Annotated in this window: 15 protein-coding genes; 12 read left to right on the forward strand and 3 right to left on the reverse strand. The window is 31.1% G+C overall.

Annotation, left to right across the window (positions count from 1 at the left end; all coding sequences use genetic code 11):
• Window positions 1-6 precede the first annotated feature (6 nt).
• From KPL54_RS07680 to glgP, 6 genes are all read left to right on the forward strand, one after another.
• A complete protein-coding gene (locus KPL54_RS07680) occupies window positions 7-936 on the forward strand; it encodes a respiratory chain complex I subunit 1 family protein (protein WP_216106005.1) in 930 nt (309 codons plus the stop codon).
• A 12-nt stretch (window positions 937-948) separates the two neighbouring features.
• Complete coding sequence (locus tag KPL54_RS07685) at window positions 949-1,560, forward strand: hydrogenase (RefSeq protein WP_216106006.1); 612 nt, start codon at window positions 949-951, stop codon at window positions 1,558-1,560.
• Window positions 1,561-1,571: 11 nt separating this feature from the next.
• Window positions 1,572-3,029 carry a proton-conducting transporter transmembrane domain-containing protein gene (locus KPL54_RS07690; RefSeq protein WP_216106007.1) on the forward strand — a complete coding sequence of 486 codons (1,458 nt, stop codon included), beginning with the start codon at window positions 1,572-1,574 and terminating at the stop codon, window positions 3,027-3,029.
• An 11-nt stretch (window positions 3,030-3,040) separates the two neighbouring features.
• On the forward strand, window positions 3,041-4,477 hold the full coding sequence (locus tag KPL54_RS07695) for a hydrogenase large subunit (RefSeq protein ID WP_216106008.1): 1,437 nt from the start codon (window positions 3,041-3,043) through the stop codon (window positions 4,475-4,477).
• An 11-nt stretch (window positions 4,478-4,488) separates the two neighbouring features.
• Complete coding sequence (gene nuoB, locus KPL54_RS07700; protein ID WP_216106009.1) at window positions 4,489-5,223, forward strand: NADH-quinone oxidoreductase subunit NuoB; 735 nt, start codon at window positions 4,489-4,491, stop codon at window positions 5,221-5,223.
• Window positions 5,224-5,471: 248 nt separating this feature from the next.
• Window positions 5,472-7,091 (forward strand): alpha-glucan family phosphorylase, encoded by a 1,620-nt coding sequence (gene glgP / locus KPL54_RS07705; protein WP_290444327.1) that lies wholly within the window; start codon window positions 5,472-5,474, stop codon window positions 7,089-7,091.
• 89 nt (window positions 7,092-7,180) lie between these two features.
• Here glgP and KPL54_RS07710 read toward each other — a convergent pair whose 3' ends face one another.
• From KPL54_RS07710 to KPL54_RS07715, 3 genes are all read right to left on the reverse strand, one after another.
• Window positions 7,181-8,209 (reverse strand): branched-chain amino acid aminotransferase, encoded by a 1,029-nt coding sequence (locus KPL54_RS07710; RefSeq protein ID WP_171297668.1) that lies wholly within the window; start codon window positions 8,207-8,209, stop codon window positions 7,181-7,183.
• Between the two features lie 271 nt (window positions 8,210-8,480).
• On the reverse strand, window positions 8,481-8,606 hold the full coding sequence (locus KPL54_RS26470; protein WP_268038504.1) for a hypothetical protein: 126 nt from the start codon (window positions 8,604-8,606) through the stop codon (window positions 8,481-8,483).
• Window positions 8,607-8,733: 127 nt separating this feature from the next.
• Window positions 8,734-9,372, reverse strand: coding sequence for a RusA family crossover junction endodeoxyribonuclease (locus KPL54_RS07715; RefSeq protein ID WP_216106010.1), 639 nt, complete (start codon window positions 9,370-9,372; stop codon window positions 8,734-8,736).
• Between the two features lie 287 nt (window positions 9,373-9,659).
• Here KPL54_RS07715 and KPL54_RS07720 point away from each other — a divergent pair, with 287 nt between their 5' ends.
• From KPL54_RS07720 to srlE, 6 genes are all read left to right on the forward strand, one after another.
• On the forward strand, window positions 9,660-10,478 hold the full coding sequence (locus KPL54_RS07720; protein WP_216106011.1) for a sorbitol-6-phosphate dehydrogenase subunit: 819 nt from the start codon (window positions 9,660-9,662) through the stop codon (window positions 10,476-10,478).
• 16 nt (window positions 10,479-10,494) lie between these two features.
• Entirely contained in the window at window positions 10,495-12,192 is a 1,698-nt protein-coding gene (locus KPL54_RS07725; protein ID WP_216106012.1) for a BglG family transcription antiterminator, read from the forward strand.
• A gap of 33 nt (window positions 12,193-12,225) precedes the next feature.
• Complete coding sequence (locus tag KPL54_RS07730; RefSeq protein WP_216106013.1) at window positions 12,226-12,672, forward strand: transcriptional regulator GutM; 447 nt, start codon at window positions 12,226-12,228, stop codon at window positions 12,670-12,672.
• A gap of 49 nt (window positions 12,673-12,721) precedes the next feature.
• Window positions 12,722-13,768: a glycerol-3-phosphate dehydrogenase gene (locus tag KPL54_RS07735; RefSeq protein WP_216106014.1), complete on the forward strand. Its 1,047-nt coding sequence runs from the start codon at window positions 12,722-12,724 to the stop codon at window positions 13,766-13,768.
• 67 nt (window positions 13,769-13,835) lie between these two features.
• Window positions 13,836-14,381, forward strand: a complete 546-nt coding sequence (srlA, locus tag KPL54_RS07740; RefSeq protein WP_216106015.1) for a PTS glucitol/sorbitol transporter subunit IIC — start codon at window positions 13,836-13,838, stop codon at window positions 14,379-14,381.
• Between the two features lie 14 nt (window positions 14,382-14,395).
• Complete coding sequence (gene srlE, locus KPL54_RS07745) at window positions 14,396-15,400, forward strand: PTS glucitol/sorbitol transporter subunit IIB (protein ID WP_216106016.1); 1,005 nt, start codon at window positions 14,396-14,398, stop codon at window positions 15,398-15,400.
• Window positions 15,401-15,417 lie beyond the last annotated feature (17 nt).

Below are 15,417 nucleotides of genomic sequence, written 5' to 3' on the forward strand. Positions count from 1 at the left end.
TTTCATTTGAAATACAATTTGATTTATTTTATTCAGAGTTTATTGATTATAGTTTTATCACCATTATTTATAGGAATTTTGAAAAAGATGAAGGCACATCTTCGGGGGTATATTGGTTCATCTATAATTCAACCTTATTATGATTTATATAAGTTATTAAAAAAAGGAAGAGTAGTATCAAATAGAAGTTCATTTATAACAACTATTGGGCCAATAGTTATACTTGCAGCGACTATAACAACAGCATTTTTTGTACCAGTTTTTTACACGAGTATGCAGAAAAGTATCGGAAATTTATTTATTCTTATGTTTTCATTTGGAATAGTAAAAATGTTTACAGTGCTAATTGGACTTGATAGTTCAAGTACATTTGGTGGAATGGGATCAAGTCGTGAGTCGTTTATTTCAATGATGGCAGAACCACTAATATTGTTTCTGATGATATTTTTATATATAGAAACAAATGATTTTAATATATTTCATATTTCATTTATCAATAGCAAAAGCGTAAATTATGATACTGCGCACCTTATAACAATGGTAACTTTTATTGTTGCAATACTTGCTGAAAATGCTCGAATACCTTTTGATAATCCAGAAACACATTTAGAACTTACGATGATGCATGAAGCAATGATCTTAGACTTATCAGGTAGTGATTTAGCGTATGTTGAACTATCGTCTTATATTAAACTAATTGTATACTTGATTGTTTTGATTAATTGTTTTATACCTATTGGAATTGCAACAACGCTGACCGTTTCAGTTATTCTTATAGGACTCGTAACATTTATATTTAAACTTTTAATTTGTTTACTAGGAATCGCTATAATAGAAACAACTTTCGCTAAATCTAGGTTATTTAAAGGGGCAGAATTGTTTCCAGCTATGATATCTTTAGGAATAGTCGCAATTACATTGATTTACATTTTATAAAGGAGTGAAATTATGATAGAAGCTTTACTTACAATTATATTAATATCTAGTATATTTATGTCTGGAGTAAGAAGAATAAAACTTATTACAGCAGGATTTATATTTCAGTCAGCGGCTATTGGACTTATAGTTTTAAAGCTTGGTTACCAGACAGGAAAAGTTGATTATTATATTTTAGGAATTTTAACAATAGTTACTAAAGTTATTATAATACCAATAATAATAAATAGATCTTTAGAGAAATTAAAGATAAAAAGAGAAATGGAGTTAATAGTAAATGCTTTTGTTTCTTATCTTATAACTGGACTTGGTATAATGATAGTTTTTGGCCTTTTAAACAGGAGCCAAGATAATTTTTTAAAAACTGGAATTGCTCTATTCATTATAGGTGGTTTACTTATGGTAGCAAGAAAAAAAGCTATTACACAAATGATAGGATTTCTAATATTTGAAAATGGCATTGTGCTTTTTGAAACATCTTTATCAAAAATGTCTCTAGTAATTGAGGCAGGAATAGTTTTTGAAACACTAATGCTTGCACTTATTATGGGAATAATGATTTTCCGTATTAATAAAACTTTTGATTCAATAAATACAGACTTTTTTGAAAATCTAAAAGAATAGTTGGTGAAATAATGTATATTACAGTACTTGGTATTTTGTTCTTATTTTTAATAGTTACACCCTTACTTTTTAAAAACATAAAAACAACTGGGATTTTTACAATATTTGGAGCTGTATTAGTTTTAGGTATTGTACTAAAAATTATTACGATGGTTTCAGTAGGTTATTCCCTTAGTTATTTTAATGAGTTTTTTTATATTGATAGTTTGAGTACTGTACAAATTTTGATTATAGCTAGCATAAATATAATCATTAGTATTTACTCATATAGGTATATCTCAGATGAGATAAAAGAGAAAATAATTACTCTTAAAATGGGTAAAATTTATTATTTTTTATTTAATTTCTTTGTGTTTTTTATGATGTTTATTGCACTAACTAATAATATTGTAGCAATGTGGATTGGACTTGAAGGGACAACGCTCACAACTACATTTCTGTTTGGTTTTAACATTAATAAAAATTCATTAGAATCCGCTTGGAAGTATGTAATTATTTGTTCGATTGGAATAGGTATTGGTTTAATCGGAATATTAATCTTTGTTAATGCTTATAGTAATCAAGATGCAGGCGAAATACTAAAATGGTCTCATCTTGTATCCAATCCAAATCCACAAAGCACATATGCTATTAAAATAGCTTTCACATTAATATTTGTAGGACTTGGTACAAAGGTAGGACTCGCACCTATGCATACATGGCTGCCAGATGCCTATAGTGACTCGCCAGCTCCAGTTAGTGCTATGTCTGGGGTTCTTTTGAATCTTGCGCTGTATGTTATTTTAAGGTTTTATATTATAACGAAACATATACCGGGACTCGAAAATACCAAGTGGTTGTTTATAGTTTTTGGTTGTGTATCTCTTATAATTTCATCTTTTAGTATTTTAAGACAACTTAATTATAAAAGAGTGCTTGCATTCTCATCAGTTGAAAATATGGGAATTATAGCACTCGGATTTGGAGTTGGAAGTAAAATTGCAGTTTTCGGTGCAATACTTCACTCTTTAGTGCATGCCTTTGGAAAGTCTATGTTGTTTTTAACTGCAGGAAATTTATTAAATGCATACAAAACAAAACGTATAGACAAGATTGATGCTTTAATAAAGACTATGCCAATAAATGCAGTATTTCTTATTATAGGTATGCTTGTTATTACAGGAGCACCACCATTCCCTGCTTTTTTTAGTGAATACTATATAATTGTAGGAACTGTCGAGAGTGGAAATTACATTGTTACTGCAATCTATACCTTTTGTCTCCTGTTAGTTTTTGCAGGATTCCTGCGAGTATTCATTAAGATAGTTTTCAACACTGAACCTGGCGTAAAATATGTTAGAATGAAAGAAGATAAAAAAAATATATTGCCACTTGCTTTATGTTTTATTTCAATTATTATTATTAGTTTAACTATGAATGGTTATTTGTCAAATATGATAAATAATGCAGTTTTAATTATATGTGATTAGGAAGTGAAGATATGAAAATAACAGATATTATAAATAGTCTACAAGAATTAAATTTTGATTTAAAATATGAAGTTAAAAATGATAATGAGTTATACGTTAGAATAAAAGCAGACCAAATAAGAAAAATTGTGCTTATTTGCGTTGATTTATATAAATTCAATTATATTTGTGAGTTTACTGTAGTTGAAAAAGAAACTACAGTAAATTGTGTGTTTTCAAATAGTAAGCAAGGTTATTATGCAATATGTAGTTATGTTACTGATAAGGAACCAATTGATCTTAGCAATATAATTTATCAAAGCAGATTATTTCATAGAGAAATTAACAAAGATTATGATTACAAGATTAAAGAGGTATCGGGGACAGGGGCATATCAAGTTGCAGTAGGACCCGTACATGCAGGAATTATTGAACCGGGTCATTTTAGGTTTAGTGTTATGGGAGAACCAATAGAAAATCTTGAAATAAAACTTATGTACAAATATAGGGGAATAGAAAAATTATGTAAGGATATAAATGCAAATACATTGAATCTTTTGTTTGAGCGTGTGTCTGGAGAATCGAGCGTAGCTTATGGGGAAGCTTATGCTATGCTTATAGAAAAACTTTTAGGATCTGATATTAGCATCGAGGTTAAGGCTTTTAGAGTTGTTCTTTTAGAACTTGAACGAATGTATAATTATATGGATGATCTAGGTGGAGTAGGTAATGATATTGGTTATAGTTATGTAGCTAAAAAATTTGGCTATTTTTCAGAAGTAGTGCATCAGTTATGTGAGAGGATAAGTGGAAGTAGGTATATGAGAAATGCCATTGTTCCTCTTGGAATAAATATAGATTTTGATGAAAAGAAAAAGAAAGATGTTTTAGATACCTTAAAAAGTCTTAAAGCACGGGTACTTAGCATAATAAAAATGAGTGTAAATTCAGTTTCATTTTTAGATAGGGTAGAAGATACAGGAGTGGTTAGTCGCTCTATGGCTAAAAAATTATGTATGACAGGTGTTGTAGCAAGGGCATGCAATTTGAAATATGATGTTAGAATCTCATTTCCATATGAGTTATATAAGGAAATAAAAAGAGATATAAATATAGAAACAAAGGGCGGAGTTTTTGAAAGGTATAAATTAAAAGCTTGCGAGCTTAAAGATGCTTTTGATTTTATAGAGAAAGCACTCTCATATATAAATGTTGATATAAGGAGAGAAAAAAAAGAATTTTATTTAAAAGAGGGGTTAGAGGCAATAACTTCAGTTGAAACAGTAAAGGGAGAGCTTGTAGTTTATGGTTTAACAGGAAAAGATAATAAGTTTGACCGAATCTACTTTAAAACTCCTTCTTTTACTAATTGGACAGGTATGAGTGAAGCGGTTCTTGAGGAAATTATTCCTGATTTTCCTCTTATTAATAAAAGCTTTAATATGTCTTATTCTGAGAATGACAAGTAGGGAGTATTAAAATGAATAATATAATTGATAGAATAAAATATGGAACAGAAACAATAAAAGATCCAATTAAAAATAATGAAGTCTCTTATGGAAAAATAGTTGCAAAGCGAAATGTATGTGATAATTGCGAAAAATGCATGAATGTATGCCCAGTGAATGCCATTAAGATAAATACTATTACAAATGCAGAGCATCTAGTAAGTGTAGATGATAAAAAATGTATTTATTGTAGGAATTGCGTTGATATTTGTCCCAAATCCGTTTTGAAAATGACATCCGATTATAAAATGGCGCAGTTAGAACTTGCAGGTGATAAACTTAGAGAAAAAATATATAAGACTTTCAGGAGATCACTTGTACTAAGAGTAGTAGATACTGGTTCTTGTAATGCCTGTATGTCAGAACTTAATGCACTTTCAAACACTTTTTACGATATTTCAAGATTTGGAATTAATGTATCCCCATCTCCAAGGCATGCAGATGGACTAGTGGTAACAGGTCCCATTACTATAAATATGAAAGAAGCTTTAGAGAAGACTTACCAGGCGATGGCTGAACCTAAAATAGTCATAGCTGTTGGTAGTTGCGCTTATAACGGTGGAGTATTTAAAGAGGGTGATGGGGTGTATGGTACACTTAAAGATATACTGCCAGTAGATCTTGTAATTCCAGGTTGTCCTCCATCTCCGCAGGCAATTATTTTTGGGCTTCTTAAAATAATGGATAAAATTAAAAAAATAGACTAAAATCAATAGGCAAAAGTTAGGTATCTGTAGGAAGTGATAGTTTGAGTGCAAACACTTCTTACAGGTACTTTTGTTATTTAATAGTGCAGCGACCCAGGAGATGAGTTAACAAAATAGGTTTAGAAAAAATATCTTTGTGCAAACGCTTGCATTGAATTAGATAATTATGTATAATAAACATAAAAGGTAGAGGTATAATATAATTGTAAATTATTTTATATTAACAAGAAATATAGGAGGGGAATCTATTGGATACTAATAATCTTCCAAGAGTTGCTTATTTTTGTATGGAGTATGGACTAAGATCAGATTTTAAAACTTATGCAGGGGGACTAGGGATACTTGCAGGTGATCATTTGAAAGGTGCTAAAGATCTAAATTTACCACTTGTTGGAATAGGACTTAAATGGAAACAGGGGTATACGGAACAGATTATAGATGAAAATGGTGAAGTATATGATACATATCATAACTATCATTATGAGTTTTTAAAAGACACGGGAGTAAAAGTAACTGTTAATATCAGAAATTTAAAAGTAGTATGTAAGGTTTGGAAATTAGAAGAGTTTGGAAATAACCCAATATATCTTTTAGATACTGATATACCTGAAAATGGTGATAGGTGGATAACAGGACAATTGTATGGTTGGTTTGGAGAAGAAAGAATAGCTCAAGAAATGGTGTTAGGTATTGGTGGTGTAAAAGCTTTAAGAGCTTTAAATATACCAATCGACGTATATCATTTCAATGAAGGCCATGCTGTACTTGCGGCAACGGAGCTTATAAAAGAAAAAATGCAATCAGGATATAGTTTTGAAGATTCTTGGTCGAAAACTCGTGATGAAGTAGTATTTACAACTCATACTCCAATAGTTGAAGGTAATGAATCTCATCCTATTGATAAATTAGAGTATATGGGAGCATTTAATGAATTGACTAAACAGCAAATGATTAGACTTGGGGGAGAACCATTTAACATGACTGTAGCAGGACTTAGACTCTCAAGGAAAGCTAACGCAGTAGCAAAACTTCACAGGGAAACCGCAAATGAAATGTGGAAAACTGTTGCGAAAAGGCCTGAAATTATTGGCATAACTAATGGAATTCATAAACCAACTTGGGTAGACGAGCGAATGACCAAGGCGTGCAATAATAATGGAGATCTTTGGGGAACTCATATAACTATTAAAAAAGAACTAATAGAATTTATTAAAGAAAGAACTGGGACCACACTTTGCGTCGATAAGTTACTTATTGGATTTTCAAGAAGGGCTGCACCATATAAGAGAAGTGACTTAATATTTACTAGTGAGGAGATTATTTCTCCTTTACTTAAAAGTGGAAAAGTTCAAATTGTATTCTCAGGGAAAGCTCATCCTCTTGATGACATAGGAAAAGAAATAGTAGCGAAACTCATAAGAATGATGAAAAAGTATCCTAGTAGTGTAGTATTCCTTGAAAATTATGATATGAATATAGGGAAAATGTTAACTAGAGGTTCAGATATTTGGCTAAATAATCCTAGAAGACCTCTTGAGGCTAGTGGAACATCAGGAATGAAAGCTGCGATGAATGGTGTACTGAACTGTTCTATTTTAGATGGATGGTGGCCAGAGGCTTGTATTGATGGTGTAAATGGATGGCAGTTCGGAGACGGGATAGGTCTTGATGATTTAACAGAAGTAGAATTAGATAAACATGATACGATTGCTCTTTATGATACTTTAATTAATAGAGTTATGGCTACTTATTATGGAAATAGAGAAAAGTGGGTAGAAATGATGAGAGAAAGTATTAGAACTACAAGTTATGAGTTTTCAGTTGAGAGAATGCTTGATGAATACTATAACAAAATGTATATAAAATAATTCTAGATTATATAATAATTATAAACATAAGAAAAACAAAAACAACTTCAAAATATAAATTTTGAAGTTGCTTTTATTATATATAATGTTTATTTAACTTTTACAATCCAACCTTCTGGTGCTAATACATCACCAAATTGAATCCCGTAAAGAGTATCATAAAGTTTTCTAGTAACTGGGCCAACTTCTGTTTCGCTGTGGAAAACATGAAGTTTACCTTTATGTTCAATGCCACCAATAGGTGTAATTACAGCAGCAGTTCCACATGCACCTGTTTCTTTAAAATCAGAAAGACTATCTATTGGAACATCTCTTTCTTGTACATCCATTTTTAAATACTCTTTCGCAATATAAATTAATGATTTTTTAGTTATACTAGGAAGTATTGATGGTGATTTTGGAGTTACAAATACATTATCTTTTGTAATACCAAAAAAGTTTGCAGCACCAACTTCCTCAATTTTAGTGTGAGTTGCAGGATCAAGGTATATACAGTCTGCAAAACCTTTTGATGCAGCGTGTTCATGAGCAAGAAGACTTGCGGCATAGTTTCCTCCAACCTTTACGTCGCCAGTACCAAATGGTGCAGCTCTATCATATTCATCTGATGTCATAAAGTTTACTGGAGACAGACCAGCTTTAAAATAAGCACCTACTGGGCAACAGAATAGACCAAATAAAAATTCTGGTGCGGGACCTACTCCGAGGTTGTCCCCAATACCTATTACATAAGGTCTGAGATAAAGTGTTGCCCCAGTTCCGTATGGTGCAACGAAAGCTTCATTTGCTTTAACTACTTGCAAACATGCATCAAGAAATTTTTCATCTGAAATTTCAGGTATTAAAACACGTGAACAACTGTTTCTTAAACGTTTTGCATTCTCCAAAGGTCTAAATAATTGAATGCTTCCGTCCTTTGTGCGATAAGCTTTTAACCCCTCAAAACACTGCTGTCCATAATGAAGAGATGTTGAGGCTTCACTTATAGAAAGATTGTTATCTTTAACTAGTTTCCCATCATCCCATTTACCGTTTTTCCATATTGAAATATACCTAAGATCTGTCTTGCTATAAGCAAAACCTAATTTGCTCCAATCGATGTTAACATTTGTGCTCATATTTATCCCTCCTATTATTTTTAAAACTGAATTATAATTAAAATATATTTTGTACATCATTAGAAAGATGACATTATATTCTAAATGTTGTAAAAATTCGTACAATACAAGATATAAGTTCTATTATAACATATAATATGTATAACAATGGTATTATCAGTATTTTAATAAATTGAATTCAAATTAATTTTATAACGAATAAAAAAATTGCATTAATAAGGTAGGAATACCCTTAATGCAATTTTCTATTCATTTTCATGTATTTAACTTATTACTTTAACCCTTCATGATTATTTTTTTTATCTTTATTTTTTAAAGATTCAAAACTTGTACTATTTCCCATGTTATTTATAGCGTCATTAACCTTTTTAATTTTAGTCTTTTTATTTTTATTCATGAGTTATATCTCCTTTCATATTTTAATATTTATATTAATATCATAGCCAGATTTATTTGTAATATGTATACATAAAAAGTAACAGTCAAATCATTTTGTGTTTTATAAAATGGTTTGACTGTTACAATTAAAATAATTTTTTAAAACAATGTTTGCAAAGGGAGGTTTTACCCTTATTAGCCGAAATGCACTCATCCTTTGGTACTACTTTCCCGCATATTTCACAAATTGAATTTGAAGTAGAATTCTTAATGATTCCGGATTTAGCTTTATTTAGTTTAGATCCAATGGTATTTTTTTTATTTGATGGTGGATCATAATTTATAGGAGGATTTTTTTCTTCCCTTTCAACTATTGAATATTTCATAGCATATATACTTTCACCAAAAAGTTCTAGTTCAAATCGAGGATTTTCGGCATCATAAAATTCCTCAATAATAAGTCTTGTAACTTGAGCATCGTTAACTATAAGACCGCTTTTTTCTATGCCATCAAAAATACTTTTGGTTATGTTGTTTGTATCAGGATGTCTTTTGATACTTTTATAATATACCTTTAAAACGGCGATAAGAGATTCTGTTAAAAAAATGCTGGGATTCTGGCTTCTACATTGATAAGCGATTTCTTCTTCATATAAAGCATACCTATCGTGGTATTTTCCAGAATTATAAGGTAAAATGGCTCTTCCATTTGTATTAAAAAGTTTGAAATTAGATTTTGAAATGGGTGAGCCCTTTATAATGATTTTTGCATAAGTGTTATTCATATGTTCCCCCTAGGATCTATCTTTTTAATAAACCTGCGTATATCAGTATAGCATAGAAATATAGGTATATAAGTGAGATGTTTTAAAGTGATTGTCTTATTTATTATTTAGATATAATTTCTTATTTTTTAATTTTGTGTTAGTATAAGGTAGTTGATTTGTCAATATATTCCTATATTTAGGTTTGATTAGTACAAAGAATTTATGAATTTATGAATTTATTCTTGTATTAATTCTACTCACTTTATGAGATATAATAAAAATAAGATATAGAGGGAGGTTTTTATATGAATAACAAGTTGAGTGAATCTAAAAATTGGTTAAATATTGACGGAAAGACTATTATAGTAACTGGTGGAAACTCTGGTATTGGATTACATATAGTAAATGAACTTAAAGAAAACGGTGCCAACGTTGTTGTTGCTGATATGAATGTGGAAACTGGAAAAAAAGATGGTGTATACAATATTAAGACTAATGTTACATCAATTGATAGTATAAATGCCATGGTCTTAGAAACGGTGAAGGAGTATGGTAAGATTGACGTGTTAGTTAACAATGCTGGAATTAATCTACCAAGATTGCTTGTTGATGTATATAGTGATGAAAAAAAATATGAAATTAACGAAGATTCATTTAACAAGATGACTGCAGTAAACCAAAAGGGGATTGTGTTTGTCACCCAGGCTGTAGTTAGAGACATGTTAGCAAAAAAAATACAGGGAGTTATTATAAATATTTCTTCTGAGTCAGGTATGGAAGGTTCTGTAGGACAAAGTTTATATTCTGCAACAAAGGGTGCTGTAAATTCATATACTAGATCTTGGGCAAAGGAACTTGGAAAATTTGGTATAAAAGTAGTTGCTATAGCCCCTGGAATTAATGAGAAGACTGGACTTACAACACCTGCATATAACGAAGCATTAGCTTATACGAGAAATATAAATGTAGATCAGTTAGACACAGGGTACGAAAAGAGTATTCCACTTGGACGTGTTGGAAAACTAGATGAAATAGCTTATTTAGTAACTTTCCTTGCATCTGGAAAGTCTGGCTATATTACTGGAACAGTAATCAACATTTCAGGAGGAAAATCAAGAGGTTAAACAGGAGGAGTTTAGTGTGATAGATAAGAAAAATGAAGTCTTGGAGTGTAATAGAGTAATTAATAATTTTGACCAAGATAACAGCTATAGACATCTAAGTAACCCTACAACTCCCACTGATTTTAATGATTTTCATTGTAGGATTTCGTATTTATTAGATCAATTAATAAATACGGAAAATTACCTAAATATCATGGATCTTTCAGAGAAAATGAATGTTAGTAGAGGTACAGTAAATAATGACCTAAGAAAAACAAAAGAGCTTTTAAGAAAATATGATGCTGAAATTTTGGGAGTTACAAACAAGGGTATTAAGTTAAAATGCAATGAATTTAGTAAACGCTTAATTCTTATTTATGAGGTGTTTGATTACTTTAAATGCGATGTCGATATAGACAATAAAACCATCGACCTTTTAGAATTATTAGCTCAGCATTATAAGTTTAATGACCAAATGGAGCTACTTTTTTATAAGTCAACATTAGTAACTATTGATAGAATAAAAAAAGGAAGGAATCTAAAAACGTCTATTCCTATGTACAAAAATTTTGAAATTAACAGTAAAACACTTAATGACTTTATTATGGAGATTGAAAATATCTATAAAATAAAATTTAATTATGAAGATATTGATTTTATATCATTCCCTATTAATACAAGAAATTCTGCACATACTGGAAATATAGAAAATACTGTAAATCAAGAAATATTACTGCAGATTGTTAAACAAATGCTTGTTAGCATAAGGGAACGTTTCATGATTGAAATTAACGAGAAAACTTTTTATAATAAGGTAAGGCATCATTTATTATTTTTAATTAACCGATTAATATTTAGAATTCCTGTAAACGATATTTTTTCTGATCAAATCAAAATTAGATTTCCATTAGCTTTCGAATTGGCGAAAATATCAATGAGTGTTCTTCAAAAACAATATCATCTGATGGGTACAGAAATTGACATAAGTTATCTCGCAGTATATTTTGCTCTAATATTGGATGACAGGAAGGTTTATTATAAAAGTAAAAATAGTGACGGAAATATTGCCGTTGTGACTAATAATGGCAGAGGCACTTTTGAACTGATACGAAAGCAGTTGCAAGAAATAGTTGGATTAAACTCTAACATTGATTTATTGACTGTTTCAGAGTTGAAAATTAAGGATGTATCCAATTATGGAATGATTTTTAGCACAGAAAATATTATAAGTGATAGGCACTTGCCTATTATAAAAATAGATGGAATTATCGATCAAGATTCTATTACCCAAAAGCTCAAAGAGCTTAAAAAGAAAAATCTAGAACCTATTGCAAACATAATGAAACTAGAAAATCTTAAAATATTATATCTAGATGGCTCTGTAAGCTACAGAGATAATGTAAAAATAATTACGAGTAAGCTTATTGATGAAGAGTATGTTTCTAGTGATATTTACAGTATATTTGAGAAAAAAGACAACTTGAGTTCGATGATTTATGAAAATGGAGTGGCATTTCCTCATTTAATAGATAAAAAAATAAATAACTTTAGTCTAACTATAGGTATCATAAAACCTAACACTGACAAATTAAAAATTATATTATTTTTGTTAATACCAGAAAATATGGATAATCAGCAAGAAGGGGCATTGCTGAAGATTTATGATGAAATATTCACCATAATAAGTGACAAAGAACTTGTTATCAAACTTCAAGATATAGAAGATATTTATTGATTTACAATTATTTAATGAAAGGAAGTTGATAAGATGACGTTTAAATATATGCTTATACTCGGTGTGGTTGTAATGTTATCCTTTGCCTTGCAATATTTTTTAGGATTCAAGCAAATTAAACATTTTAATGATGAATATATAAGACTAAGAAAGGAGGGCAGAGTATCTATAGGAAGGCTTGCTGGTAAAATTCAATCAGGTACTATAATACTTTTTGCACTTGATAAAAATGATAGAATAAGGTATGGAAGAAAAATACAGGGAACTACAATATTAGCTAAGTTTAAGGATTTCAACACATTTAATGGTAGAGAAATTGGCAAAATCACATTGAAAGATGAAGAAATGAAGAAAGAGATAAAAATAACTCGTAAAGCAGTATTAGATGCTGTCAACAGCTATAACATTGTAAAAAATGGAGAAATTATTCCTGAAAAGAAATCACCATTCGGAAAAGTATATGAAAAATTGGTTCATTGATATTCCAATTTTTAATTAATTTCATAAATATTTTAATAGGAGGCGCATTATGAAAATTATAACAGTTATTGGAGCCGGTCAGATGGCCTCTGCTTTATCTTTCCCTGCAATTGAAAATGGTAATAAGGTACGATTAGTTGGTACGCCACTGGATAGAAGTGTTATCGATTCTGTAAAGAATATAGGGTTTCATCCTACATTAAAACGTCAATTGCCTAAAACAGGAATTGAGTGTTATCAAATCGAAGAAGTAAATAAAGCATTAGATGGAGCTGATGTCGTTATATGTGGGGTTAGTAGCTTTGGTGTTGATTGGTTTGCGGAAAATATATTGCCTATCATACCTGAAAACATTCCTATTCTTTCAATAACAAAAGGGATGATTGACTTAGAGGATGGAAGTATGATTACTTATCCACAATACTTTGAAAGTAAGCTTCCAGCTAATAAGAAACTTTCTATTAATGCTATAGGTGGTCCATGTACTAGTTATGAACTTGCTGATAAAGATCATTCTGTCGTTGCATTTTGTGGACATGATATTGAAACCCTTAGAATGCTTAAGAGCTTGTTTGAATCTCCATACTATCATATAAGTCTTTCTACAGATGTTGTAGGTGTTGAATGTGCAGTAGCACTAAAAAATGCCTATGCATTGGGTGTATCACTCGCTATTGGACTGGCTATTGGACCTGACGGCTTAGGCCATGAGCATTATAATTCTCAGGCTGGGCTTTTCGGACAAAGCGTAAAGGAAATGAAACATCTTCTTGAAATAGTTGGTGGTGGTGACGAAAATATTATATTATCTGCTGGTGACCTTTATGTAACTGTTTTTGGTGGACGTACTCGTAAAGTCGGAACCCTACTTGGGCAAGGTTTCTCAATTGAAGAATCTATTAAACGATTAGAAGGAGTAACACTTGAATCAATAGTTATTGCCACTCGTACTGCACGAGGGGTGCGTGCTCTTGCCAAAAGAGGGGTTGTGAAGCTCAGTGATTTTCCACTGCTAATACATGTTGATAATATAATAAATGCTGGTGCTACTGCAGTTGATATTCCATGGTCATCTTTTGAATCAGAAAAAATATAATGGTGAAAAATTAATCACCTTATAAATAATACTTATATAAAATACAATAAAAAAAGGGGTGCATAAAATGGATTTAACTATTAAGATTGCAGAAGGATTTATAGGATTGTTTCAAATAGGATCAAAAACCTTTCTAAGCTGGATGACAGGTATTGTACCATTAGTATTGTTGTTACTCGTATTTATGAATACTGTAATTAATTTAATTGGTCAAGAGAAAGTTAATAGGTTTGCACAATGGGCTTCAAAATACTCTTTAATGAGAAATATGGTGTTACCTTTTGTTGCATCGTTTACGTTATGTAATCCAGCAGCATTTACTTTAGGAAAATTTTTACCTGAATTTTATAAACCTAGTTATTATGCAGCTGTTGGACAATATTGTCATACAAGCAGCGGTATATTCCCACATATTAATCCAGGTGAGTTATTTCTTTATCTAGGAGTTTCAGCTGGTATTACAACTCTTGGTTTAAGTGTTACTCCACTAGCAATACGATATCTTCTTGTTGGATTTGTAATGAATGCTGTAGGTGCTTATGTTACTGATTTTACAACAGCATATGTTTGTAAGAAATCTGGTATTAAATTAAGTAAAATAGCTAAAGTATAATGGGGGGTAAAATAATGAGTAAATATAATAGTATAAGAATTGAAAAAGGTCAAGGCGGATGGGGTGGTCCTTTTGTAGTGACACCTACCGACCAAAAAAATAAATTTGTCTATATTGTTGGTGGAGGAGAAAAACCAGCAATTGTAGATAAAATAGTTGAATTAACAGGAATGGAAGCAGTAAATGGATTTAAAACCTCGATTCCTGATAATGAGACAGCTTTAGTAGTCATTGACTGTGGTGGGACATTAAGATGTGGAGTTTATCCACAAAAGGGCATCCCTACTATAAACATTATTCCAACAGGAAAATCAGGTCCTTTGGCAAAATATATTACTGAAGAGCTTTATGTATCTAATGTTGGACTAGACCAAATTACATTAACAGATGAAACAGCAAAAGCAACCACTTCTTCTGCTAGTGAACATGAAGCACCTAAGACAGCAGGATACTCAACAGACAAGAAACTAACTGCACAAAACGCTGAAAAGGGAAGTATTGTTGCTAAGTTCGGTATGGGAGCTGGTAAAGCAATTGCTATAATGTTACAAGCTTCAAGGGAAGCTGTTCAAACAATGATTAACACAATTATACCTTTCATGGCATTTGTTGCAATGTTGATTGGTATCATACAAGGAAGCGGAATTGGTAATCTTTTTGCAAAGATTATGTCACCACTCGCTGGTAATGTATGGGGTTTAATGCTTATTGGATTCATATGTTCATTGCCTGTTCTTTCACCATTACTAGGACCGGGTGCTGTTATTGCTCAGGTAATAGGAACTCTAATTGGTGTTGAAATAGGAAAAGGAAATATAAATCCAAACTTAGCATTACCTGCACTGTTCGCTATTAATACCCAGAATGCTTGTGACTTTATACCAGTTGGATTAGGGCTAGAGGAAGCAGATCCTGAGACAGTCGAAGTAGGAGTTCCGTCGGTATTATACTCAAGATTTTTAAATGGAGTACCACGTGTATTTGTAGCTTGGTTAGCAAGTTTCGGTTTATATCGATAAATTAAAAAAGGAGGATT

Origin of the sequence: Clostridium estertheticum (assembly GCF_018861295.1) — a bacterium.
GTDB classification, from domain to species: domain Bacteria; phylum Bacillota; class Clostridia; order Clostridiales; family Clostridiaceae; genus Clostridium_AD; species Clostridium_AD estertheticum_D.

What these genes read in the sequence shown, in the direction of transcription:
- KPL54_RS07690 (WP_216106007.1), top strand. Translation starts at nt 1,572, where the DNA reads ATGTATATTACAGTACTTGGTATTTTGTTCTTATTTTTAATAGTTACA.
- KPL54_RS07735 (WP_216106014.1), top strand. Translation starts at nt 12,722, where the DNA reads ATGAAAATTATAACAGTTATTGGAGCCGGTCAGATGGCCTCTGCTTTA.
- KPL54_RS07685 (WP_216106006.1), top strand. Translation starts at nt 949, where the DNA reads ATGATAGAAGCTTTACTTACAATTATATTAATATCTAGTATATTTATG.
- srlE (WP_216106016.1), top strand. Translation starts at nt 14,396, where the DNA reads ATGAGTAAATATAATAGTATAAGAATTGAAAAAGGTCAAGGCGGATGG.
- KPL54_RS07730 (WP_216106013.1), top strand. Translation starts at nt 12,226, where the DNA reads ATGACGTTTAAATATATGCTTATACTCGGTGTGGTTGTAATGTTATCC.
- nuoB (WP_216106009.1), top strand. Translation starts at nt 4,489, where the DNA reads ATGAATAATATAATTGATAGAATAAAATATGGAACAGAAACAATAAAA.
- KPL54_RS07720 (WP_216106011.1), top strand. Translation starts at nt 9,660, where the DNA reads ATGAATAACAAGTTGAGTGAATCTAAAAATTGGTTAAATATTGACGGA.
- KPL54_RS07715 (WP_216106010.1), bottom strand. Translation starts at nt 9,372, where the DNA reads ATGAATAACACTTATGCAAAAATCATTATAAAGGGCTCACCCATTTCA.
- KPL54_RS26470 (WP_268038504.1), bottom strand. Translation starts at nt 8,606, where the DNA reads ATGAATAAAAATAAAAAGACTAAAATTAAAAAGGTTAATGACGCTATA.
- srlA (WP_216106015.1), top strand. Translation starts at nt 13,836, where the DNA reads ATGGATTTAACTATTAAGATTGCAGAAGGATTTATAGGATTGTTTCAA.
- KPL54_RS07710 (WP_171297668.1), bottom strand. Translation starts at nt 8,209, where the DNA reads ATGAGCACAAATGTTAACATCGATTGGAGCAAATTAGGTTTTGCTTAT.
- KPL54_RS07695 (WP_216106008.1), top strand. Translation starts at nt 3,041, where the DNA reads ATGAAAATAACAGATATTATAAATAGTCTACAAGAATTAAATTTTGAT.